20 protein-coding genes and 1 tRNA gene are annotated in these 22397 nt (G+C 65.6%); 11 read left to right on the forward strand and 10 right to left on the reverse strand.

Going from position 1 to position 22397, the window contains the following annotated elements; translation table 11 throughout:
• Positions 1-163 precede the first annotated feature (163 nt).
• The 6 genes from ACMAUO_RS11340 to trpB all read right to left on the reverse strand — a co-directional run bounded on the left by ACMAUO_RS11340 (position 164) and on the right by trpB (position 6510).
• On the reverse strand, positions 164-1129 hold the full coding sequence (locus ACMAUO_RS11340; protein WP_420356981.1) for a nucleoside hydrolase: 966 nt from the start codon (positions 1127-1129) through the stop codon (positions 164-166).
• Between the two features lie 147 nt (positions 1130-1276).
• A complete protein-coding gene (locus ACMAUO_RS11345) occupies positions 1277-2590 on the reverse strand; it encodes a bifunctional folylpolyglutamate synthase/dihydrofolate synthase (RefSeq protein ID WP_420356982.1) in 1314 nt (437 codons plus the stop codon).
• A gap of 9 nt (positions 2591-2599) precedes the next feature.
• Positions 2600-3475, reverse strand: a complete 876-nt coding sequence (gene accD / locus ACMAUO_RS11350; RefSeq protein ID WP_420356983.1) for an acetyl-CoA carboxylase, carboxyltransferase subunit beta — start codon at positions 3473-3475, stop codon at positions 2600-2602.
• Between the two features lie 122 nt (positions 3476-3597).
• Positions 3598-4353: a class I SAM-dependent methyltransferase gene (locus ACMAUO_RS11355; RefSeq protein ID WP_420356984.1), complete on the reverse strand. Its 756-nt coding sequence runs from the start codon at positions 4351-4353 to the stop codon at positions 3598-3600.
• 85 nt (positions 4354-4438) lie between these two features.
• Positions 4439-5260, reverse strand: a complete 822-nt coding sequence (trpA, locus tag ACMAUO_RS11360; RefSeq protein ID WP_420356985.1) for a tryptophan synthase subunit alpha — start codon at positions 5258-5260, stop codon at positions 4439-4441.
• Positions 5257-6510: a tryptophan synthase subunit beta gene (gene trpB / locus ACMAUO_RS11365; RefSeq protein ID WP_420356986.1), complete on the reverse strand. Its 1254-nt coding sequence runs from the start codon at positions 6508-6510 to the stop codon at positions 5257-5259. Before trpB ends, trpA begins: the two co-directional genes overlap by 4 nt.
• A 171-nt stretch (positions 6511-6681) precedes the next feature.
• On the opposite strand from trpB, the gene corA reads away from it, so the two are divergent.
• Both corA and rho read left to right on the forward strand, forming a co-directional pair.
• Complete coding sequence (gene corA / locus ACMAUO_RS11370; RefSeq protein ID WP_420356987.1) at positions 6682-7656, forward strand: magnesium/cobalt transporter CorA; 975 nt, start codon at positions 6682-6684, stop codon at positions 7654-7656.
• Between the two features lie 227 nt (positions 7657-7883).
• Positions 7884-9194 carry a transcription termination factor Rho gene (gene rho / locus ACMAUO_RS11375; protein WP_420356988.1) on the forward strand — a complete coding sequence of 437 codons (1311 nt, stop codon included), beginning with the start codon at positions 7884-7886 and terminating at the stop codon, positions 9192-9194.
• 187 nt (positions 9195-9381) lie between these two features.
• Here rho and ACMAUO_RS11380 read toward each other — a convergent pair whose 3' ends face one another.
• The 3 genes from ACMAUO_RS11380 to ACMAUO_RS11390 form a co-directional block, all read right to left on the reverse strand.
• The gene (locus tag ACMAUO_RS11380; RefSeq protein ID WP_420356989.1) at positions 9382-10050 is read right to left on the reverse strand and encodes an IS1595 family transposase; all 669 of its coding nucleotides are present in this window, start codon (positions 10048-10050) and stop codon (positions 9382-9384) included.
• Positions 10051-10136: 86 nt separating this feature from the next.
• Positions 10137-11108, reverse strand: coding sequence for a quinone oxidoreductase family protein (locus ACMAUO_RS11385; protein ID WP_420356990.1), 972 nt, complete (start codon positions 11106-11108; stop codon positions 10137-10139).
• A 34-nt stretch (positions 11109-11142) separates the two neighbouring features.
• Positions 11143-11616, reverse strand: a complete 474-nt coding sequence (locus tag ACMAUO_RS11390; protein WP_420356991.1) for a methylated-DNA--[protein]-cysteine S-methyltransferase — start codon at positions 11614-11616, stop codon at positions 11143-11145.
• 132 nt (positions 11617-11748) lie between these two features.
• On the opposite strand from ACMAUO_RS11390, the gene mnmE reads away from it, so the two are divergent.
• From mnmE to ACMAUO_RS11425, 7 genes are all read left to right on the forward strand, one after another.
• Complete coding sequence (mnmE, locus tag ACMAUO_RS11395; RefSeq protein ID WP_420357276.1) at positions 11749-13083, forward strand: tRNA uridine-5-carboxymethylaminomethyl(34) synthesis GTPase MnmE; 1335 nt, start codon at positions 11749-11751, stop codon at positions 13081-13083.
• A 14-nt stretch (positions 13084-13097) separates the two neighbouring features.
• The gene (gene mnmG, locus ACMAUO_RS11400) at positions 13098-14960 is read left to right on the forward strand and encodes a tRNA uridine-5-carboxymethylaminomethyl(34) synthesis enzyme MnmG (RefSeq protein WP_420356992.1); all 1863 of its coding nucleotides are present in this window, start codon (positions 13098-13100) and stop codon (positions 14958-14960) included.
• On the forward strand, positions 14960-15589 hold the full coding sequence (gene rsmG / locus ACMAUO_RS11405; RefSeq protein ID WP_420357277.1) for a 16S rRNA (guanine(527)-N(7))-methyltransferase RsmG: 630 nt from the start codon (positions 14960-14962) through the stop codon (positions 15587-15589). The genes mnmG and rsmG overlap by 1 nt, the downstream gene beginning before the upstream one ends.
• On the forward strand, positions 15555-16397 hold the full coding sequence (locus ACMAUO_RS11410) for a ParA family protein (RefSeq protein WP_420356993.1): 843 nt from the start codon (positions 15555-15557) through the stop codon (positions 16395-16397). The genes rsmG and ACMAUO_RS11410 overlap by 35 nt, the downstream gene beginning before the upstream one ends.
• Positions 16394-17287 carry a ParB/RepB/Spo0J family partition protein gene (locus ACMAUO_RS11415; RefSeq protein WP_420356994.1) on the forward strand — a complete coding sequence of 298 codons (894 nt, stop codon included), beginning with the start codon at positions 16394-16396 and terminating at the stop codon, positions 17285-17287. Before ACMAUO_RS11410 ends, ACMAUO_RS11415 begins: the two co-directional genes overlap by 4 nt.
• Before the next feature lie 85 nt (positions 17288-17372).
• Positions 17373-17448, forward strand: a tRNA-Lys gene (locus ACMAUO_RS11420).
• A gap of 116 nt (positions 17449-17564) precedes the next feature.
• The gene (locus tag ACMAUO_RS11425) at positions 17565-18233 is read left to right on the forward strand and encodes an IS1595 family transposase (protein ID WP_420356546.1); all 669 of its coding nucleotides are present in this window, start codon (positions 17565-17567) and stop codon (positions 18231-18233) included.
• A 124-nt stretch (positions 18234-18357) separates the two neighbouring features.
• On the opposite strand, the gene ACMAUO_RS11430 is transcribed toward ACMAUO_RS11425, so the two are convergent.
• The gene (locus tag ACMAUO_RS11430; RefSeq protein ID WP_420356995.1) at positions 18358-19044 is read right to left on the reverse strand and encodes an arylesterase; all 687 of its coding nucleotides are present in this window, start codon (positions 19042-19044) and stop codon (positions 18358-18360) included.
• Between ACMAUO_RS11430 and ACMAUO_RS11435 the strand changes: the two genes are divergently transcribed.
• Both ACMAUO_RS11435 and ACMAUO_RS11440 read left to right on the forward strand, forming a co-directional pair.
• Positions 19043-19804 carry an ABC transporter ATP-binding protein gene (locus ACMAUO_RS11435; protein ID WP_420356996.1) on the forward strand — a complete coding sequence of 254 codons (762 nt, stop codon included), beginning with the start codon at positions 19043-19045 and terminating at the stop codon, positions 19802-19804. The two genes, ACMAUO_RS11430 and ACMAUO_RS11435, sit on opposite strands and share 2 nt — an antisense overlap.
• Positions 19801-22356: an ABC transporter permease gene (locus ACMAUO_RS11440; RefSeq protein WP_420356997.1), complete on the forward strand. Its 2556-nt coding sequence runs from the start codon at positions 19801-19803 to the stop codon at positions 22354-22356. The genes ACMAUO_RS11435 and ACMAUO_RS11440 overlap by 4 nt, the downstream gene beginning before the upstream one ends.
• The last annotated feature ends 41 nt before the right edge of the window (positions 22357-22397 follow it).

Consider the following 22397-nt stretch of genomic DNA (forward strand, 5'->3'; position numbering starts at 1 on the left):
TTCGGTGCTCACGGCCATCAAGGCCGCTCCGCTCCGATGCTCAAAAACCACCGTCAGACGCGTGGCTGGCGCCACGCTTCCGCTCACTATCAGAACTTTTGAAACATCCTCTCTAAGACGAAACAGGAGACGGGTTTGTGACAGGCCGGATGGGCCCGAGCCGTCACACGATGAATGTATCCGCATACAGCGCCAGCACGCCGCCCACATCGACATCCACCGCAACCGCGCGTGACGGCCCGCCATCCCAGGCCGGCGCGGGCGGCCCGGGCAGACCGGCCGGCTTCTGGATCGTCTGCCCATCGGCCAGCCCGCCGCACACCACCCGGACCGGCCCATGCCGCAAGGTGAACAGATGCGGTGCCAGAACCTGGATCACCGCCAGACTGTCATGCGCGAAAATGCCGGCCAGCCCGCGCGAGCGTTCGTGGAAACCCTGATAAAAACGCGACACCGCCCGAAGGAAAGCACCGTCCGGCCCACCCCGCTCTTCCAGGCGATCCAGATAGGCGGCATCCATCACCACCTGTTGCGTCACATCCAGCCCCAGCATCGTGACCTTCCACGACGCGGTCATCACCAGGTCCGCCGCCTCGGGGTCCGACAGGATATTGGCCTCGGCCACCGGCGACACATTGCCGCTATGCCCATGCGTGCCGAATGCGCCGCCCATCAGGCTGACGCCCGCCACCAGTTCCGCGATGCCGGGGTCATGCCGCAGGGCCAGTGCCAGATTGGTCAGCGGCCCGATGGCGATCAGCGTGACCTCGTGCGGATGGGCGCGTACCACATCCACGATCACCTGCCAGGCAGGGCGCAGATCAACCGTGCGGGCCAGTTGCGCCGGCGGCGTCAGGTCGCCCAGCCCACCCGCCCCATGCACATGCGGCACCCCGGCTCCCGCCGGCCGCACCAGCGGCGTGGCCGCGCCCATCGCCACCGGCACATCCAGCCCCAGCCGTTCGGCCAGCCACAGCGCGTTGCGCGTGACGGTGTCGATATCCAGATTGCCATGCACCGTGGTCACGGCCAGCAGGTCGAATTCCGGCCGCCGGGTCAGGAAACACAACGCCATCGCGTCGTCCACGCCGGGGTCGGTGTCGAAGATGACTTTGTGGCGGTGTGTCATGGTGGAAGCCCTCAAGAATGTTCTTTTTTGAAAAAAAGAACCAAAAAACTTTTATTCAGTCAGGGACATCGTATGTCCCCAGCACAAGGCTCCTGAACGAACAAAAGTCTTTTTGCTTCTTTTTCTTCAGAAAAAGAAGAACTTAACTCACTTCGCAACCCAGCCGTCCTGCGCCAGGACAACCCCTGCCAGATACAGGCTGCCGCAAATCACCACCCGCCCCGGACCATCCGCCCCTTCCGCCAGACGCGCCAGCGCGGCGCGCACGGTGGGGCCGGGAATGGCACGGCCTGAAGACGCTGCCACGATCGCCTCGACCGGCAAGGCCAGATGCTGGCCAGGCTCGGCCACCGCCTGAACGCTGGCGGCGCGCTCCAGCAGAGGGGCAAGAAAGCCCGTGGCATCCTTGGTCTGCTTCATGCCGACCACCAGATGAACCGGCCGGTCCGACCAGCCGGCCAGCATATCGGCCAGCGCGTAGCCGGCACCGGGATTATGCCCGCCATCCAGCCACACTTCCCAGCCCGGCGGCAGCAGGGCAGCCAGCGCACCGTCCAGCCGTTGCAGGCGGGCCGGCCACTCGGTGCGGGCAATGCCCGCCCACGCGGTCTCCGGCACCGCTAGCCCACTGGCCCGCAGCGCCGCCACCGCCAACCCGGCGTTATCCACCTGATGCCGCCCAGGCAGACCGGGCGCCGGCAGGTCCAGCATACCCTGCGCGTCCATATAGCGCACGCCGCCAGACACCGGCGCAATCTCCCAGTCCGCATCGCGCACAAGCAGGCGCGCACCGCATTCCGCCACCCGATCGCGCAGCACAGCCATGGCTTCGGGCGCCTGATAGCCGGTCACCACCGGCACGCCGGGCTTCATGATCCCGGCCTTCTCGGCGGCGATGGCGGCCAGGCTATTGCCGAGGAAAGCCTCGTGATCCATGGAAATCGACGCAATCGCGCAGGCGGCAGGCCGCGCAAGAACATTGGTGGCGTCGAAGCGACCGCCCAGCCCGACCTCGATCACCGCCAGACGGGCAGGATGACGCGCGAACAGGACAAAGCCGGCGGCGGTCAGCACCTCGAACACCGTAATCGGCGCCCCGTCATTGGCGCGCTCGACTTCCTCCAGCACCGCTACCAGTTCATCGGTCGAGACGATGCGGCCGGCAACGCGGAAGCGCTCCGTCACGTCCACCAGATGCGGCGAGGTCATGACATGCACCGGCCAGCCGGCGGCCTCGCCGATGGCACGCAGATTGGCGCAGGTGCTGCCCTTGCCGTTGGTACCCGCGACATGGATCACCGGCGGCAGATGGTTTTCCGGATGCCCCAGCCGCTCCAGCAGGGCCTCCAGCCGACCCAGCGACAGGTCGATCAGGGCCGGATAGAGCTGGTTCAGCCGCTCCAGCACCGCGCCGGCGCGGCCGACGAATTCCGGCCCCAGCGCCGTCGGCGAGGTGTTCATCGGCGCGGATCAGGCCGCCGGGCGGAGCGGGGCGGCGACCTGCCGATGGTTCAGCAGGCCGATCAGGCGGCCCAGCATCGCCGGCAGGTCGGCACGCTTGGTCACCATGTCGATCATGCCGTGATCCAGCAGATATTCCGCGCGCTGGAAGCCCTCGGGCAGTTTCTCGCGCACCGTATCCTCGATCACACGCGGGCCGGCGAACCCGATCAGGGCGTTCGGCTCGCTGATCTGCACATCGCCCAGCATGGCGAACGAGGCCGTGACGCCGCCGGTGGTCGGGTTGGTCAGCACGACGATATAGGGCAGGCCGGCATCGCGCAGCATCTGCACCGCCACCGTGGTGCGGGGCATCTGCATCAGGCTGATCATGCCTTCCTGCATGCGCGCGCCACCCGAAGCGGTAAAGACGACCAGCGGCGCCTTCTGCAGGATCGCCAACCGCGCCGCCGCCACGAAGGCCTCGCCCAGCGCCGCGCCCATCGTACCGGCGATGAATTCGAATGCCATCACGGCCACCACCGCGTCGTGCCCGCCGATCTTGCCGTGGGCCACCGCCATGGATTCATCGAGCTGCGATTTCGCACGCTCGTCCTTCAGCCGGTCGGTATAGCGCTTGCGGTCGCGGAACGAGAGCGGATCGACCACAACCTTGGGCAGGTCGATGCGCGTGCACGCACCCTCGTCAAACGTCCAGGCAAAACGCTCGGCCACCGTCGCGCGCATGTGATGACCGCAATGCGGGCAGACATTCAGGTTCTTCCGCAGATCCTTCACCAGAATCATCTGGCTGCAGGATTCACAGTTGGTCCACAGATTGTCCGGCACCTCGCGCTTGAGCAGACCGCGGATCTTGGGGCGGACGTAATCGGTCAGCCAGCTCATCACATCACTCCATCACACAAGGCGCACAGGGGCCCCCGGAAACCCGCCTTCTTACAAGCAGGGTGCCAGAAAGGCCAGATGGTTCTGGGAATGCTGCCGGGCAAGCGCGAAGGCGGGAAAATTCAGGCCGGCACCGCCAGGAAGCGCGCGACATCCAGCATGAAGCTGCCGTCTTCTTCCACCCCGAGCAGCCGGATGACCTCCTCCGGCGCCGCCTGTTGCAGGGAACGGATCGCCGCAACCCGCTCCGCCGGTGTCTGCGTCCGCGCCACCCAGCTTGCGAATTCCATACGCAGGCGATGCGTCCCCAGTTCCGTGACGGCAAAGCCCGCCCCACCCAGCAAGGACACCCACTCCGCCACCGCGTAATCGCGCACATGCGACACGTCCCGCAGCAGTTCCAGCGCCTGCAACCAGCTATCGGCCAACGCGGACGCAGGCGCCGTCACGTCGATGAACAGCGCGGAGCCCGAGGGGGCCAACACACGCCGCGCCTCGCGCAATCCGGCGGCCGCGTCGGTCCAGTGATGGGTCGTGAACCGGCAGAACACCGCGTCGAACCAGCCATCCTCGAACGGCAGATCTTCGGCAGGGGCACGCACCGTCGTAATGTTCGTCAGGCCCCGCCGGCCGGCCTCCTGCCTCACGGCATCGAGCATCTGCCGGGTCACGTCGCAGGCGACAACTTCCGCCACATGGGGCGCCAGCCGGTAGCTGACATGGCCGCCGCCACAACCCAGATCCAGCACGCGACGCAATCCCTTGCCCGCGACCTGCCTTTCGATTGCATCCAGGTCGGCACCCTCGGCATGCACGGCGCTAGTCACATAATCGGGCGCGCGGGTGCCGTAATGCTGGGCGGCGTAGGGTTGGGTCATGTTTCGATCCTGGTCGATCGGGGAAGGTCGGGGCGCTGCCCCGAACCCCGCCAAAGGCCGACGGCCTTTGGAAACCGATTCCTGATTAGCGCGCCGAACGCACGGCCTTTGCCAGTTCCGAAAGTTGCATCAGCACACGCGGCAGGGTGTCCGGTGTCGCGCGGCCTTCTTCGTCCAGCGAGTCTTCCAGCGTGGCGATCAGCGCCGAGGCCACCACGGCGGCATCGGCGGCACGAACGGCGACGGCGGCCTGTTCGGGCGAGCGGATGCCGAAGCCGATTGCCACCGGCAGATCGGTCGCGGCGCGCAGGCGCGGCAGGGCAGCCGCCAGTTCGTCGCTGCTGGCGGTGCGCGTGCCCGTCACGCCGGTGATGCTGACATAATAGATGAAACCCGACGCACTACCGCACACCATGGGCAGGCGTGCATCATCGGTGGTGGGCGCCACCAGGCGGACGATATCCAGCCCGGCCTCCACCGCCGGCCCGTCCAGCAGGTCGGCTTCCTCGGGCGGCATATCGACGATGATCAGCCCGTCCACGCCCGCACGAGCGGCATCGGCACAGAAGCGGGCATGGCCATAAGCTTCGATCGGATTCAGATAGCCCATCAGGATGATCGGCGTATCGGCATCACCCTCGCGGAAACGGGCCACCATCTCCAGAACGCGCACCATGCTGGAGCCCGCCTTCAGCCCCCGGCGCGCCGCCAACTGGATGGTCGGGCCATCGGCACTGGGGTCGCTGAACGGCACGCCAATCTCGATCAGGTCGGCGCCCGCCCCCGGCATGGCGCGCAACAGGGCCAGCGAGGTATCGTAATCCGGATCGCAGGCCTGCAGGTACGGGATCAGAGCACCGCGTCCCTGCTCCTTCAGAGCCGCGAAGCGGCGGGCGATGCGGCTCACAATGTCACTCCCAGATGTGCGGCGACGGTGAAGATATCCTTGTCTCCCCGGCCGGAGATATTCACCACCAGCAGCGTCTCGGGGCTCAGCGTGGGGGCAATGACGGCCACATGCGCCAGGGCATGGGCGGCTTCCAGAGCCGGGATAATACCCTCGGTCCGCGTGCAGAGCTGGAAGGCGGCCAGCGCCTGGTCGTCGGTCGCGCCGACATATTCCACGCGCCCGATATCGGCCAGCCAGGAATGTTCCGGCCCGATGCCAGGATAATCCAGCCCGGCACTGATCGAATGCGCCTCGTCGATCTGCCCGTCTTCGTTCTGTAGAAGATAAGTGCGATTGCCGTGCAGCACGCCCGGCCGCCCACGCAGGATCGATGCCGCGGTCTCGCCGCTGTCCAGCCCCCGACCAGCAGCCTCGACGCCGATCAGGCGCACCGAAGGGTCATCGAGGAAAGGATGGAAGATGCCCATCGCATTCGACCCGCCACCGATGGCCGCCACGATCACATCCGGCAGGCGCCCTTCGGCTTCCTGCATCTGAACACGGGTCTCGTCCCCGATCACCGACTGGAAATCACGGACCATCTGCGGGTAGGGATGGGGTCCCGCCACGGTGCCGACGAGGAAATAGGTGTCGCGGACATTGGTCACCCAGTCACGCATCGCCTCGTTCATCGCGTCCTTCAGCGTGCCGGCACCGGAGGTCACGGCCACGACCTCCGCCCCCAGCAGGCGCATGCGGAACACGTTTGGCTTCTGCCGCTCGACGTCTGTGGCGCCCATATAGATGGTGCATTTCAGCCCGAACAGCGCGCAGACGGTGGCCGTGGCAACGCCGTGCTGGCCCGCCCCCGTTTCGGCCACGATGCGGCTGCGGCCCATGCGCCGGGCCAGCAGGATCTGCCCCATGACGTTGTTGAGCTTGTGCGAGCCGGTATGGTTCAGTTCCTCGCGCTTCATGTAGATACGCGCGCCACCCAGTTCCTCGGTCAGGCGCCGGGCGAACCAGAGCGGGCTGGGGCGGCCCACATAGTCCTTCAGGTAATAGTCCAGTTCCTTGCGGAAGGCCGGGTCGGCCTTGGCCGCCGCATAGGCCGCGTCCAGTTCCAGGACCAGGGGCATCAACGTCTCGGCCACGAATCGGCCGCCGAAAATGCCGAAGCGGCCGCGCGGGTCCGGCCCCGCACGCAGGCTATTGGGCAGCGTCTCCGCCACGCCGCGTTCCGCTCCGCTGGTGTCTGCTGCGCTCACGTCGTTCTCCGGACCCGATTAGATGCAGGATATCGGGTGTTCTGGACCGCATGACGGAAAATTACCAGCCTCGTCTCGTCACTGTCCGGCTGGGAGGCTGGGGTGATTTGACAGGCGCCGTGGGTCCTCCGATACGGAAGTAAGGCGGGGAAGCGGAGAAAGACAGCATCCATGTTTGTTGCCCATTGTCCCGGTCAGCCGCCACGGCCGATCGCCACCGATGCCGACGCCACCGGCATCGCCTGGCTGGATCTGCTGGACCCGACACCGGATGAACAGGCCCTGGCGGCCAAGATTACCGGCCAGCGCATCCCGACCCGTGCCGACCTGGAGGAAATCGAAAGCTCCTCGCGCCTGTTCATGGAAGACGACGCCGTCTACCTGTCGACACCGCTGGTCCGACGCATCCAGGATGATTTCTTCGTCTCGCCGGTCGGCTTCGTGCTGATGCGCGACCGGCTGCTGACGATCCGCTTCACCGAATTTTCCTCATTCGACCTGATCGCGAAGCAGATCACCGGCACCAAGGAGAGTTACAGCGGCGACGAAGTCTCGGTCCTGCTGCTGGAAGCGGTGGTCGACCGCATGGCGGACATTCTGGAACATCTGGGCCAATCGCTGGATACGCTGTCGCGCGACGTGTTCCAGGCGGACCAACCGCGCCAGGCTGGCCGGGCGGACCAGATGCTGCGAACCCTGCTGCGCCGGGTCGGGCGATCGGGCGACCTGGCGTCGTCGGTCCGCGACAGCCTGCTGGGCATGGAGCGGATCGCGATCTTCGTCAGTGAGAACAAGAAGCACGACCTGTCGGAAAAGCTGCGCGACCGGATGAGCACGGTGGCGCGCGACATCGTGTCACTGAACGATTTCGTGTCGCAGATCTCCAACAAGGTCCAGTTCCTGCTGGACGCCACGCTCGGCTTCATCAGCATCGAGCAAAATAACGGCATGAAGATCCTGACCGTGGTCAGCTTCATCGGAGTCGCGCCGACGCTGGTCGCCGGGATCTACGGCATGAATTTCCACGAGATGCCCGAACTGAACTGGAAATACGGCTACTGGTATTCCCTGGCACTGATGGCTGCGACGATCGTCGTTCCGCTACTGTGGTTCTGGCACCGGGGCTGGCTGGCACGCGGGCGCTAAAGGCGGCTCCCAAAGTTCCGCAGGCAGCGGCCTTGACTTCTGGCGGTCATTCCCTTATCGTTTTTGTGTCTCTGGCGAGCTTTCGTTCGCTGGCTACTCCCTCCGCATGGAACGTTACTGGCCGCTTTCCGGTTCATCCGGTTTTTTCTGGCAGGCGCACTGCTGCGCTGATGTCCAGGCCGATCGTTTCCCCCCCTTCTATGACCTGCCCATTCAAGGCAACCTGAATGCATCTCGCCGAACTCAAGGCCAAAACCCCCGCGGACCTTCTGGCGTACGCCGAAAGCCTGCAGATCGAGAACGCATCGTCACTGCGCAAGCAGGACATGATGTTCGCCATCCTCAAGACCCTCGCCGACAACGACCAGGCCATCCATGGCGAGGGAACGCTCGAAATCCTGCCCGACGGGTTCGGTTTCCTGCGCTCGCCCGAGGCGAACTACCTGCCCGGGCCGGACGATATCTATATTTCCCCCAGCCAGGTACGACGCTTCGGGCTGCGGACGGGCGACACGGTCGAGGGGCAGATCCGCGCTCCGCGCGACGGTGAGCGCTATTTCGCGCTGCTCAAGGTCAACACCATCAATTTCGAACCGCCCGAGGCGGTCCGTCATCGCATCAATTTCGACAATCTGACGCCGCTCTACCCCGAGCGCCGGCTGAAGATGGAAGTCGAGAGCGACGCGGTAGGCGGCGAGCCCGAGAAACCCGGCAAGGGCGGCAAAGGCGGCAAGGGCCAGACCAAGGATTTCACCCCCCGGGTGATCGACCTGGTCTCGCCGATCGGCATGGGCCAGCGCGCACTGATCGTCGCCCCGCCGCGCACCGGCAAGACCGTGATGCTGCAAAGCATCGCCTCGTCCATTTCCGCCAACCATCCGGAAGTCTTCCTGATCGTGCTGCTGATCGACGAGCGGCCCGAGGAAGTGACCGACATGGCGCGTTCGGTGCGCGGCGAAGTCGTGTCCTCGACCTTCGACGAACCCGCGACCCGGCACGTCCAGGTCACGGAAATGGTGCTGGAGAAGGCGAAGCGACTGGTCGAGCACAAGCGCGACGTGGTCATCCTGCTGGACTCCATCACCCGCCTGGCGCGCGCCTACAACACCGTGGTCCCGTCATCGGGCAAGGTGCTGACCGGCGGTGTGGACGCCAACGCCCTGCAGCGCCCCAAGCGCTTCTTCGGCGCGGCGCGCAATATCGAGGAAGGCGGCTCGCTGACCATCATCGCTACCGCGCTGATCGATACCGGCAGCCGCATGGACGAGGTCATCTTCGAGGAATTCAAGGGCACCGGTAACTCGGAACTCATCCTCGACCGTAAGCTGGCCGACAAGCGCACCTTCCCGGCCATCGACATCACCAAGAGCGGCACCCGCAAGGAAGAATTGCTGGTCGAACGCTCGGAACTGTCGAAGATGTGGGTCCTGCGCCGCATCCTGGCGCCGATGGGCACCATGGACGCGATGGACTTCCTGCTGGACAAGCTGAAATACAGCAAGACCAACAGGGATTTCTTCGACGCGATGAATACCTGAAGACAAGGAAGCGGGGGCCGGAGCGATCCGGTCCCTGTTTTTTATTAATGAGGATTCTTCTGTTCTTTTTTGAAAAAAAGAACCAAAAAACTTTTGAATTTTTAGATTGCGTTCTGAAACGAAGGCCAATCCACCACAACGACCCCAAAACAAACAAAAGTCTTTGGGGCTGGCATAGGTAAGCGATTTATCTGGACCGCGGTGGTGGCAGGTTAACCCATTGGGTGAGGATTTTCACGAGCTTTGCGGGCGAGCGGTAGTTGAAGCGCCATTCGCATTCCGCGAGGAAGAGATGAAAGTCTTTCCGTGGTATTCCGTTGTATCGACGCAAGTGACGCTTGGCCTGGCTCCAGAAATTCTCGATGCCGTTGATATGGTTCGTGCCGTCAGCGAAGCGCGTGCCATGATGGATGCGATAATGATGGAACTCCGAGACATCGAGTTTGTCGTATGCGTGCCATGAATCGCTATAGACAATTGAATCAGCCTGAACTTTCTCCCTGATGATCGGCATGAGCGTCTTATGGCCGGCGTTGGGTATCATCACGGCGTGGACCCGACCGCGACGTTTGAGCAGGCCAAAGACTGCAACCTTTCCCGCAGCGCCTCGACCATGCTTGCCTTTGCCGTGTCCGCCGAAATAGCTTTCATCGACTTCGACCTCACCCTCGATGGGTGCCTCATGGGCGATCTGTTCTGCGATCGTCTCACGCAATTTGCGATAAAATAGTGTTGCCGTATTGCGATTGACGCCCACGAGTTCTGCAGCACTGCGCGCCGGCGTGCCAGCAACGAAGTGCTCCAGGAGCCGTTTTTGGGTGCCGACAGGTAGGCGGCTGCGGCGACGTAGTTTCATGCGACATATCAAGCCTCTGTCGGCTTACCTATGCCAGCCCCAAGTCTTTTTGCTTCTTTTTCTTCAGAAAAAGAAGACCTTCCCTATCAAGGCAACAAGATCGTACTCCCGGTCGTCGCCCGCGCTTCCAGCGCCGTCTGCGCCGCTCCCACATCGGCCAAGGCAAAACGCTGCCCAATACGCACCGTCAGCACACCCTGAATGATCAGATCGAACAATTCCTTGGACCCGGCCAGCAGCGCCGAACGCTGCGCAAGATAGGTCGTCAGCCCGGGCCGCGTCAGATACAGGCTGCCGCGTGTGGCCAGCATGCCAACCGAAACGCCCGTAACCTCACCCGATGCATTCCCGTAGCTGACCATCAATCCACGCGGTGCCAGGCAATCGAGACTGGCAACAAATGTATCCTTACCGACGCTGTCATAAACCACCGGCACCATGGCGCCATCAGTCAGCTTGCGCACGCGCGCGGCCAGATTGTCATGCCCGACCAGAATATCCGCAGCACCATTCTGCCGCGCCAGTTCGCCCTTTTCCTCGGTCGAGACCACGCCGATCACCCGCACCCCGAGATGCCGCGCCCACTGGCACAACAGCAGGCCCACACCACCAGCCGCCGCGTGGACCAGAATCGTCTCGCCGGCACTGACGGCATGAACCTCGCGCAACAGCATGTGGGCCGTCAGGCCCCGCAACATGCAGCCAGCCGCGATATCGAACGGGATATCCGGCGGCAGCGGCACGACACGATCGGCGGCGATGGTTCGGCATTCACCATAACCGCCCAACGCCGTGGGATAGGCCACCCGATCGCCGGGCTCGAAATCGGTCACACCCGCACCGGCGGCCATGACGACGCCGGCACCCTCCATCCCCAGGATAGCCGGGAAAGCGGGCACCTTGTACAGGCCGGTGCGGAAATAGATGTCGATGTAATTGACGCCAATCGCCTCCTGCCGGATCAGGATCTCGCCCCGGCCGGGAACGGGCGTAGGCAGCGTTTCCAGTTGGAGAACCTCGGTGCCGCCATAGCCGTGGATGCGGATTGCCTTATACATCGCCTGTGTCCTTTTCCTGTTCTGTCCGGCCGTCTCAGGCGTCCTGGCCCGCCAGGGCAGGGATCGGAACCCCCTCCAGTTCCAGCAGATAGATCTTGTCCGTCAGCCCGCCATCGCCCGAATACCCACCCAGTCCCTGGGTCGAGACGACGCGATGGCACGGGATCAGGATCGGAATCGGATTGGCCCCGTTAGCCTGCCCGACGGAACGGGGCGACCCGCCGACCTGCTCCGCCAGGTCGCGATAGGTGCGGGTCTCTCCCGGCGGGATCGCACGCAACGCCTGCCACACGGCCTGGCGATACGGCGTGCCGTATGGCGCCAGCGGCAGGTCGGCAAAATTGTCAGCCACACCGTCGAAATAGGCATCGAGCCGATCGCAGGCCTGCCGCAGCAACGGGGTTTCCTCCTGATCGCGCCCCCAGCCCCAGTCCAGGGCGACGATCGCGCCGTCTTCCTCGGTCAGGGTCAGATCCCCGATGGGCGAGTGCATCGAAAGCTGCGGCATACCGGTCGTCGTCCCTTTTGATCGTGTATCCCGTACCATATCGGGACTGTCTGGTATTCTGTACCCTTCCGTCACAGGTTGCGACATGCAAGAGCGGCGACCAGACGCCCGATGACGACAGGAACCGACACGATGCCTCCCGAGCGGCCCCCCGAACGGACACAACCCGATGCGCCGATCTTTGCCCTGGCCAGCGGGGCAGGGCGCGCCGCCATCGCGGTCATGCGCCTGACCGGAACGGGATGCGGCGAGATCCTGCGCCATCTGTGCGGCACGCTGCCAGCCCCGCGCCGGGCCACGCTACGCGGATTGCGACATGGCAGTGGCGACATGGCACCCATCCTGCTGGACCGCGCCCTGGTGCTGTGGTTTCCGGGTCCGAACAACTATACCGGCGAAGACAGCGCGGAACTGCACCTGCATGCCGGGCCCGCGATCATCACCGCCGTGGCCGACGCACTGGTGGCACTGGGCGCCCGCCCAGCCGAACCGGGCGAATTCACCCGCCGCGCATTCATGAACGGACGCCTGGACCTGATCGAGGCCGAAGGCATCGCGGACCTGATCGACGCCGAAACCGAAGCCCAGCGCCGCCAGGCACTGGAGCAGGCCGACGGTACATTGAGCCGCCTGTATGACGAATGGGCGGCGCGGCTACACACCACGCTCGCGCACCAGGAAGCCCTGATCGATTTCCCCGACGAAGACCTGCCACCCGAAATCGAGCAGGCACTGCTGGATGAACTGCGCACTCTGGCCAGCGAGATGCGCGCTCACCTGGACGATGGCCAGCGGGGAGAGCGGCTGCGGCGGGGCCTGCTGTTTGCCATTGTCGGCGCCCCCAATGTCGGCAAATCCAGCCTGCTGAACAGACTGGCCGAACGCGATGTGGCCATCGTCTCGCCCCGCGCCGGCACCACGCGCGATGCGATCGAGGTGCGGGTCGTCCTGGGCGACGTACCCGTCACCCTGATCGACACCGCCGGCCTGCGCGAAACCGAAGACGAGATCGAAGCCGAAGGCGTGCGCCGCGCGCTGTTTCACGTGAAACAGGCAGACTGCGTAATCGGCATGTTCGACAGCGACACGCCATCCGACGATCTCCCTCCCGACGCGATCCTCGTCCGCAACAAGATCGACCTGATTCCCACGACGCAAAGCCCCCATGACGCAATCGCCATCAGCGTCCATGAGGGCACAGGATTGGCGCGATTGACCGAAACACTGGCCGACCGCGCCCGCACGCTGACGGCCGCAAAAGCCGGCCCGCCGCTGACGCGGGCACGCCATCGCGCCGCGATTGAAGAAAGCGCTGGCCATCTGGCCGCCGCACTCGATATGCACTGGCCAGAGATGCGGGGCGAAGAGATGCGGCTGGCAATGCGCGCCCTAGGGCGACTGACCGGCGCGGTCGGCGTCGAGGACCTGCTGGATACCGTCTTCGGCCAGTTCTGCATCGGCAAGTAAGGGAGCGGACAAAGGTGAGTGGCGAATACGATGTCATCGTCATTGGCGGGGGGCATGCGGGGTGCGAGGCCGCGGCGGCTGCGGCCCGATGCGGCGCGCGCACGCTGCTGCTGACGCATCGGCGGGACACGATCGGCGCCATGTCCTGCAACCCCGCGATCGGTGGCATCGGCAAAGGCCATCTGGTGCGCGAGATCGACGCACTGGACGGCCTGATGGGCCGCGCCGCCGATCGGGCCGGGATTCATTTCAAGCTGCTGAACCGCTCCAAGGGCCCCGCCGTCCATGGCCCGCGCGCACAGGCCGACCGCTCGCTTTATCGACGCGCCATCCAGGACCTGCTGGCCGAAACCAGGAACCTTGATATCGCCGAAGGCGGGGCAGGGGATCTGATTGTCGATGCCAGCGGCCAGGTGGCCGGTGTGGTATGCGAGGATGGGCGTCGCATCACGGCCGGCGCCGTCGTGCTGACCGCCGGCACCTTCCTGCGCGGCGTGATCCATATCGGCCACGACAGCCATCCGGCCGGCCGGGTTGGCGAAGCCCCGGCGCAGGCATTAGGCGAACGGTTGCAGGCGCTGGGCCTGCCGATAGGCCGGCTGAAGACCGGCACGCCCGCCCGGCTGGACCGCACCACCATCGACTGGGACAGCCTGGCCGAAGACAAGGGCGATGCCGAACCCGAACCCTTCAGCCGCCTGACCAGCAGGATCGACAACCCGCAGCTCTCCTGCCGGATCACCGCCACCACGGCGCAGACCCACGCACTGATCCGCGCGCACCTGCATCTCTCGGCCGTCTATGGCGGCGCCATCGCCGGGCGCGGCCCGCGCTATTGCCCCTCGATCGAAGACAAGGTGGTGCGTTTCGCCGAGCGCGACAGCCACCAGATCTTCCTCGAACCCGAGGCCCTGCCGGGCAATGAGGGCGGGGACCTGGTCTATCCCAACGGCATCTCGACCAGCCTGCCGGCCGATATCCAGGAACGGATGATCCACTCCATCCCCGGCCTGGAACATTGCCGCATCGTGCGGCCCGGCTACGCGGTGGAATATGATTACGTCGATCCGCGTGCCCTGAGCCCGACACTGGAACTCACGGCACTCCCGCGCCTGTTCCTCGCTGGCCAGATCAACGGCACCACCGGATATGAGGAAGCCGGCGCACAGGGGCTCCTGGCCGGGCTGAACGCGGCCCGCCGCGCCGGGGGCGGGCAGGGCGTAACCCTCGATCGCGGCACCGCCTATCTGGGCGTGATGATCGATGACCTGACCACTCAGGGCGTCTCGGAACCGTATCGAATGTTCACCTCGCGCTCGGAATACCGTCTCAGCCTGCGGGCGGACAATGCCGATCTGCGCCTGACCGGCCTGGGTATCGACTGGGGCTGCGTGGGGGCCGAGCGCACCCGCCTGTTCGAAGCCGACCGCACCGCCATCGACACCGCAATGCAGCGCGCGGAGCAGGAAAGCTTCCTGCCCGACGCATTGCAGCAGGCCGGTATCGCGGTCTCCGCCGACGGGCGCCGACGCACGTTGCTGGATGTGCTGGCAACCGCCGCCACGCCGGACCAGGTGGCGCGGATCGCCCCATGGTTTGCCGACCTCGCGCCGCGTGTCCGTCGCCACGTCGAAACCGAAGCCCGCTATAGCGGCTACCTGGCCCGACAGGCGCGCGAAATCCGGCAACTGGAAGCCGAAACCCGCATCACGCTGCCACCCGATCTGGACTACCGCCACATCGGCGGCCTGAGCAGCGAGATGCAGGAGCGCCTGGCCACAGCCCGGCCCGCCAGCTTCAGCGCCGCCCAGCGCATCCCCGGCGTCACCCCCTCGGCGCTGATGGCGCTGCTGGCCCATATCAAACAGGTGGCATGATGTTTCACGTGAAACCCGAAACCGCTGCCGACCTGCCGGCCGATCTCGGCCCGCGACTGGACCGCTTCGCCGAGATCCTGACCCGCTGGAACAGCCGCATCAATCTGGTCTCCCCCCGCGACCTGCCGCATCTATGGGACCGCCATATCGCGGACTCGCTGCAACTGGCATCGCTGATCCCGCCCGGTGCGCGCCTGGCCGATCTGGGATCGGGCGGCGGCTTCCCCGGCCTGATCATCGCCATCGCAACCGATGCCGACGTCACGCTGATCGAATCCGACCAACGCAAGGCGGCCTTCCTGCGCGAGGCCGCGCGGGCGGCCGGCGCACGCGTCACCGTGCTGGCACGCAGGATCGAAGAGGTCGACATCCCGCCGGTGCAGGTCGTCACCGCCCGCGCGCTGGCCGCCCTGCCGCAATTGCTGGAATGGAGCAGCCGCCTGCTGGCGCCCGATGGATTTTGCCTGTTCCTGAAAGGCAGAAATGTCGACGATGAGTTGACCTCGGCCGCCGCCGACTGGCACATGGCAGTATCCCGATTGCCTAGCCGCACCAACGCGGACGGTACCATTCTCAAACTGGGTGAAATCACGCGTGCCAGACACTCAGAACGCGCAACGGGCTCCTGACGCCACGCGCGCTTCCTGCATTCTCGCCCTCGCCAACCAGAAAGGCGGCGTGGGCAAAACAACGACGGCCATCAATCTGGCCGCCGGACTGGCCGATCGCGGCCTGTCCGTTCTGCTGATCGACCTCGACCCGCAAGGCAATGCCTCGACTGGCCTGGGCATCGGTTACGATGCACGGCGACAGGGCACCTATGCCCTGCTGATGGACGATGTCCCGATGGCCGACCTCGCCCAGGGCACCGAAATTCCCGGCCTGAAGATCATCGCGGCCGATACTGAACTCGCCGGCGCCGAACTGGAACTGGTCATGATCGACCGGCGCGAATTCCGCCTGCGCGACGCCGTCACCCGCGCCGGCAATGGTTTCGACGTGGTCCTGATCGACTGCCCCCCCAGCTTGGGGCTGCTGACGCTGAATGCGCTGGTGGCGTCGGATGGCGTGATCGTGCCGCTACAATGCGAATTCTTCGCGCTGGAAGGCATCAGCCAGCTGGTCCGCACCGTCGACCGTGTGCGCCGGGCCTTCAATTCCGACCTGCACGTCGCGGGCATCGTGCTGACGATGTACGACCGGCGCAACAACCTGTCGGAGCTGGTCGCCGCCGATGCACGCAGCTTCTTCGGCGAGCAGGTGATGGAAACGCTGATTCCACGCAATATCCGTATTTCCGAGGCCCAGAGCCACGGGCGCTCGGTCATGGCCTATGATGGCCGGTCCAGCGGTGCCGTCGCCTATCAGGCCCTGGCGGATGAAGTGATCGCCCGGAGCGGTCTGAAGACACCCAGAAAGAAGAAGGCGCGGGCATGAGCACCAGGAAAGAGCAGTCACGTCCGCGCCTCGGCCGGGGGCTCGCAGCCCTGCTGGGCGACCAGGCCCCCGCCGCCATCGCCCGCGTCTCGGGCCGGACGGAGCAGGACCGCACCGGCACGCTAGGGGTCGACCAGTTGGAGCCGGGGCCGTTCCAGCCGCGCCAGGTGATGGAGCCCGAGGCCTTGGCCGAACTGGCGGATTCGATCCGCACACGCGGCATCCTGCAACCGATCCTGGTCCGCCCGCATCCCGAGCGCGAAGGCCATTATCAGATCATCGCCGGCGAACGTCGCTGGCGCGCGGCGCAGATCGCGGCGTTGCATGAGGTCCCGGTCCATATCCGCGCGCTCGATGACGGCGATGCCATGGCCGCCGCCCTGGTCGAAAACCTGCAACGCGCCGACCTGAACGCGGTCGAAGAAGCCGAGGGCCTGCAACGGCTGCTTCAGGATTACGGCCTGACACAGGAAGAACTGGCCGGCGCGCTGGGCAAGTCGCGCTCGCACGTCGCCAACATGGTGCGGCTGCTCAACCTGCCACAGCCCGTGCGCGCCGCCCTGCGCGACGGCCGGCTGACGGCTGGCCACGCCCGCGCGCTGCTGGGCCACCCCGACCCGGTCGCGGCGCTGAAGACGGTGCTGGAGCAGGGGCTGAATGTCCGCCAGACCGAAGCCCTGGTACAGAAAGCCGTTCGCCAGGCCACGAAACCGGCGCCGGTCGAAACCGCCGAACCCAAGAACCCCGAAATCCAGGTCCTGGAACGCGACCTCACGGCCAAGCTCGGCCTGAAGGTCCAGATCTCGTTCGACGGGCGGGGCGGAGCAATCCGCATCCTCTATCAATCACTTGATCAGTTCGATACCGTGCTTGCACGTCTGAACGGCTGAGAATGCAGGACATTTTTTCGATAAAACCGCTTGCCCTTCATTCTCCACGCTGTTAGAAGCGCGTCACCCGAGAGGGATACTCCATGGGCGCATAGCTCAGTTGGTAGAGCAGCTGACTCTTAATCAGCGGGTCCAAGGTTCGAGCCCTTGTGCGCCCACCATGGAGCCTTCGGGAATTTCCTGCAAAACAAAGCGTCTTCTCTTCTTTTTCTGAAGAAAAAGAAGCAAAAAGACTTGGGGCTGGCATAGGTAAGCCGACAGAGGCTTGATATGTCGCATGAAACTACGTCGCCGCAGCCGCCTACCTGTCGGCACCCAAAAACGGCTCCTGGAGCACTTCGTTGCTGGCACGCCGGCGCGCAGTGCTGCAGAACTCGTGGGCGTCAATCGCAATACGGCAACACTATTTTATCGCAAATTGCGTGAGACGATCGCAGAACAGATCGCCCATGAGGCACCCATCGAGGGTGAGGTCGAAGTCGATGAAAGCTATTTCGGCGGACACCGCAAAGGCAAGCATGGTCGAGGCGCTGCGGGAAAGGTTGCAGTCTTTGGCCTGCTCAAACGTCGCGGTCGGGTCCACGCCGTGATGATACCCAACGCCGGCCATAAGACGCTCATGCCGATCATCAGGGAGAAAGTTCAGGCTGATTCAATTGTCTATAGCGATTCATGGCACGCATACGACAAACTCGATGTCTCGGAGTTCCATCATTATCGCATCCATCATGGCACGCGCTTCGCTGACGGCACGAACCATATCAACGGCATCGAGAATTTCTGGAGCCAGGCCAAGCGTCACTTGCGTCGATACAACGGAATACCACGGAAAGACTTTCATCTCTTCCTCGCGGAATGCGAATGGCGCTTCAACTACCGCTCGCCCGCAAAGCTCGTGAAAATCCTCACCCAATGGGTTAACCTGCCACCACCGCGGTCCAGATAAATCGCTTACCTATGCCAGCCCCAAAGACTTTTATCCGTTCAGGACCATCGCGTGTTCCCAGCACAAGGCTCCTGACCGAATCAGAGTTTTTTGGTTCTTTTTTGCAAAAAAGAACAGAACCCCCTCACTCCCGACGCACCAACCGCTCCACCAAAGGCACCATCCGCGCCACGATAACGGCGACCCCGGCGGGATTAGGATGAATATGATCCGCCTGTTCCAGTTCCGGATGCGCCGCCACACCGTCGAGAAAAAACGGATCCCATAAAATACCCGGCCGGCGCGACAGCCGCTCAAACACCGCGCGGAAAGCCTCGCTGTAGCCCGCCCCCATATTGGGCGGCGCATACATGCCCGACAGCAGCACCGGCAGATGGGCCTGCTGCAACCGGTCCAGGATCGCCGTCAGGTTCTGTTCCATCCGGGCCGGGTCCAGCCCGCGCAGCCCGTCATTGCCGCCCAGTTCCACGATCACCGCGTCGGGTTTATCGCCCAGCGCCCAGTCCAGCCGCGCCAGGGCATCGGTGCTGGTATCACCCGACACGCCGCCATCCAGGATGGTGATCGCATCACCGCGCGCATCCAGCGCCGCCTGCAGACGCGGCACGAAGCTGTCCGCATGCGCCAGCCCGTATCCCGCCGTCAGGGAATCGCCCAGCGCCAGAATCCGCACCGGCCGGTCGGCGGCATAGCCAGATGTGGCGCAAACGGCCCACAGACAGGCGACAAGAAACAGAAAAACCGTTCGGGCCCCATGCAGGCGCCGTGTAGCGTGCGGGCAGGACCATACCCTGTGGGAAGGAAAACGCATGGACGGCGACGGGCTCCCAAATGGACGGACGACGCTGGTCGAGGCACAGGATCTGTGGCTGACAGTGCCGACCCGTGCCGGTGCGGTCAATCCACGCCGGGGCAACGACGCCGGGCAGGGGGCGCTGACGATCCTGCATGATGTCAGCCTGCGCGTGGCCGAGGGCGAGGCCCTGGGCATCATCGGTCCCTCCGGATCGGGCAAGACATCGCTGCTGATGCTGCTGGCGGGGCTGGAACGTCCGACACGCGGCACAATCCGCATCGCCGCCACCACGCTGGGCGACCTGGGCGAAGACGCACTGGCCCGTTTCCGGCGCGAGACGATGGGCATCGTCTTCCAGTCCTTCCAGTTGATCCCCACCATGACGGCGCTGGAAAACGTGCTGGTACCGCTGGAACTGGCCGGCCGGCCAAACGGCGCCACCGCTGCGCGCGCCGCGCTGGATGCGGTGGGGCTGGGCCACCGGTTGGATCACCTGCCGGGCGAACTCTCGGGCGGCGAACAGCAGCGCGTGGCGCTGGCCCGCGCCTTCGTCACCCGGCCGCGCCTGCTGCTGGCCGACGAACCGACCGGCAATCTCGACAGCCGCACCGGCGCGGCGGTGATGGACCTGCTGTTCAGCCTGCAACGCCAATACGGCACCACGCTCGTCCTGATCACCCACGATCCGGCCCTCGCGGCACGCTGCGACCGCCGCCTGCGGGTGAATGACGGGCATGTCCAGGCCGACCACCCGGTGCGGGAGCCCGCTTCGTGAGCCAGTGGCGCCTGGCCGCCCGCCTGGCCTGGCGTGACCTGCGCGGCGGCATCGGCGGAATGCGCGTCGTGCTGGCCTGCCTGGCGCTGGGGGTGGCCACCATCGGCGGGGTAGGCAGCCTGCGCGACATGATCCGCGACGGCATCGCCGGCGAGCAGCGCACCCTGCTGGGCGGCGACCTGTCGATCGAAAGCAGCGACCCGCTGCCCTCCGAACTGGCCGATTTCGCGATTGCGCACGGGGCCCATATATCGCGGGTGCTGCGCATGCGCTCGATGCTCTACGCCCCGCGCGGCCCCGGTCTGGCAGATAACCGGATGCTGGTCGAACTCTCGGCGGTCGATAACGCCTACCCGCTGGTCGGCACGCTCGCCCTCACGCCGCAGATCCCTCTCAGTCGCGCCCTGGCGCCCGATCACGGCCAGCCCGGCCTGCTGGCCGACCCGCTGGTAATCGACCGGCTGGGGCTAAAGGTCGGCACGATCGTGCGGATCGGCACCGCCCAGTTCCAAGTGGCCAGCAGCCTCGACCGCGCCCCGGATGGCGCCGGCAGCGTGACATTGGCCCCCACGGTCATGACCACCCGGTCGGCCCTGGACGCAGCCGGACTGATGCAGCCGGGTGCCCTGGTCAATCATGCGTTGCGTCTGGCACTGGACGGCCCGGCGGCAGACCGGCCGGCCCGGGCCCGTGCGCTGGCGGGCGCGATTACCGCCCGTTTCCCCGATCAGGGCTGGCGGATCCGCGGCGAAGCCGACGCAGCCCCCGCCCTGACCCGCACCGTCGACCAGATGGCCCGCTTCCTGGCCCTGATCGGGTTATGCGCCCTGCTGCTGGGCGGGCTAGGGGTTTCGACCGGCGTCACCTCATGGCTGGAAGGACGCGGGCGCACCATCGCCATCCTGCGCTGCCTCGGCGCCTCGGGGCCGTTGATCCGGCGCACATTCGGCCTCCAGATCGCCGCGCTGTGCGGCATCGGCATCGCGGCCGGCATGGTGCCCGCACTGCTGCTGCCGCCGCTGGCGGCGCGGATGCTGAACGGACTGCTCCCCATCGAGACGACAACGATCCCACCGCTTCTCCCGGTGCTGACGGCCGGCCTGTTCGGCGTGCTGGTCGCCCTGCTGTCGGTCATCCTGCCGCTGGCAAGGGCCTGCACGATCAGCCCGGCCACGCTGTTCCGCGACCAGGGCCAGCAGGGGGCAACCCGCGTGCGGTCCTGGCGCGTCGGCGCGGCCATGATCCTGTGCGTGATCCTGGCGGGCCTGCTGACGGTCCGACTGGCGGACAGCCCACGCTTCGCGGCCGGCTTCCTCGGCGTCGTCCTGTTCGCCGCCGCTGTCCTGCTCCTGGCCGGCACGATGCTGCGCCGGGGCGTATCCATCCTGCTGGCGCAGCTGGATACGGCGCGGGGCGTGCCGAGGCTGGCCCTGGCGCTGTTCGCCCATCGCAATGCGACCACCACCCGGATGGTCACCGCGCTGGGTGCCGGGCTGGCTGCCATGGCCGCCATCCTGCTGACCGAGGGCGCAATGATGGCGCAGTTGCGCGACCAGATGCCGCACAACGCCCCCGCCTTCTATTTCATCGATATCCAGCCCACCGACCTGGACCGGTTCGACAACCTGGCAAAGGCCCAGCCATCGGTCCGCGCGGTCCAGCAACTGCCCTCGATGCGCACGCGCGTCGTCGCGGTCGACGGCGTGCCGGCCGAACAGGTCAACGCGACACCACAGACCCGCTGGGCCCTGCGCGGTGACCACGGGCTGACAGTGGCCGGCACACCCCCGCCCGGCACAACACTGGTCGAGGGCACATGGTGGGCCGCCGATTATACCGGGCCGCCCCTGCTGTCGCTGGATGCCGGACTGGCCCGGGGATGGGGTGTGCATGTCGGCTCGACCATCCGGCTGAACGTGCTGGGCCGCGCGATCGACGTCCGGGTGGCCAACCTGCGCACCGTCGCCTGGCGGTCGCTCCAGCTCAATTTCGCGTTCGTCGTCTCGCCGGGCCTGCTGTCGCACGCCCCCCACACCTTCGTCGCCACGCTGGCCACCGATGGCCGCGCCGATCAGGACGCCGCCACGCTGGCCGCCATCACCGACGCGCTGCCGGGCGTCACCGGCATCAGGGTTGCCGACGTGCTGGCCCGCCTGACCGCGCTGGCCGGCCAGATCGCCACGGCACTCAGCGTCGCCGCTTCGATCATTATGGCGTCGGGCGCGCTGGTCCTGGCCGCAACATTGGCCGCCGGCTGGCGCCAGCGGGTCGCCAACGCCGCCATCCTTCAGGCGGTGGGCGCCGGCCCACGCCAGATCCGCGCCATCTGGCTGATCGAATTTACGTTGCTAGGGCTGACGGCGGGCATCTCGGCCATCCTGCTGGGCGCATCCGCCGCCTGGCTGGTCATGCGCGAGGTCCTGCAACTGCCGTGGACGGCGGACTGGACAGCGGTGGGGGGCATGATGGTCGGCACGCTGGCAGCCACGACGCTGTGCGCGATGCTGGTCTGGCACCGCGCGCTGCGCCCCTTGCGAGGCAGAGCGCGATAACAGAATGCGTCGTTCAGATTGTCTGGAAAAAAGGGGCCGGA

It is taken from the genome of Gluconacetobacter brunescens (assembly GCF_048695475.1).
Lineage (GTDB): Bacteria > Pseudomonadota > Alphaproteobacteria > Acetobacterales > Acetobacteraceae > Gluconacetobacter.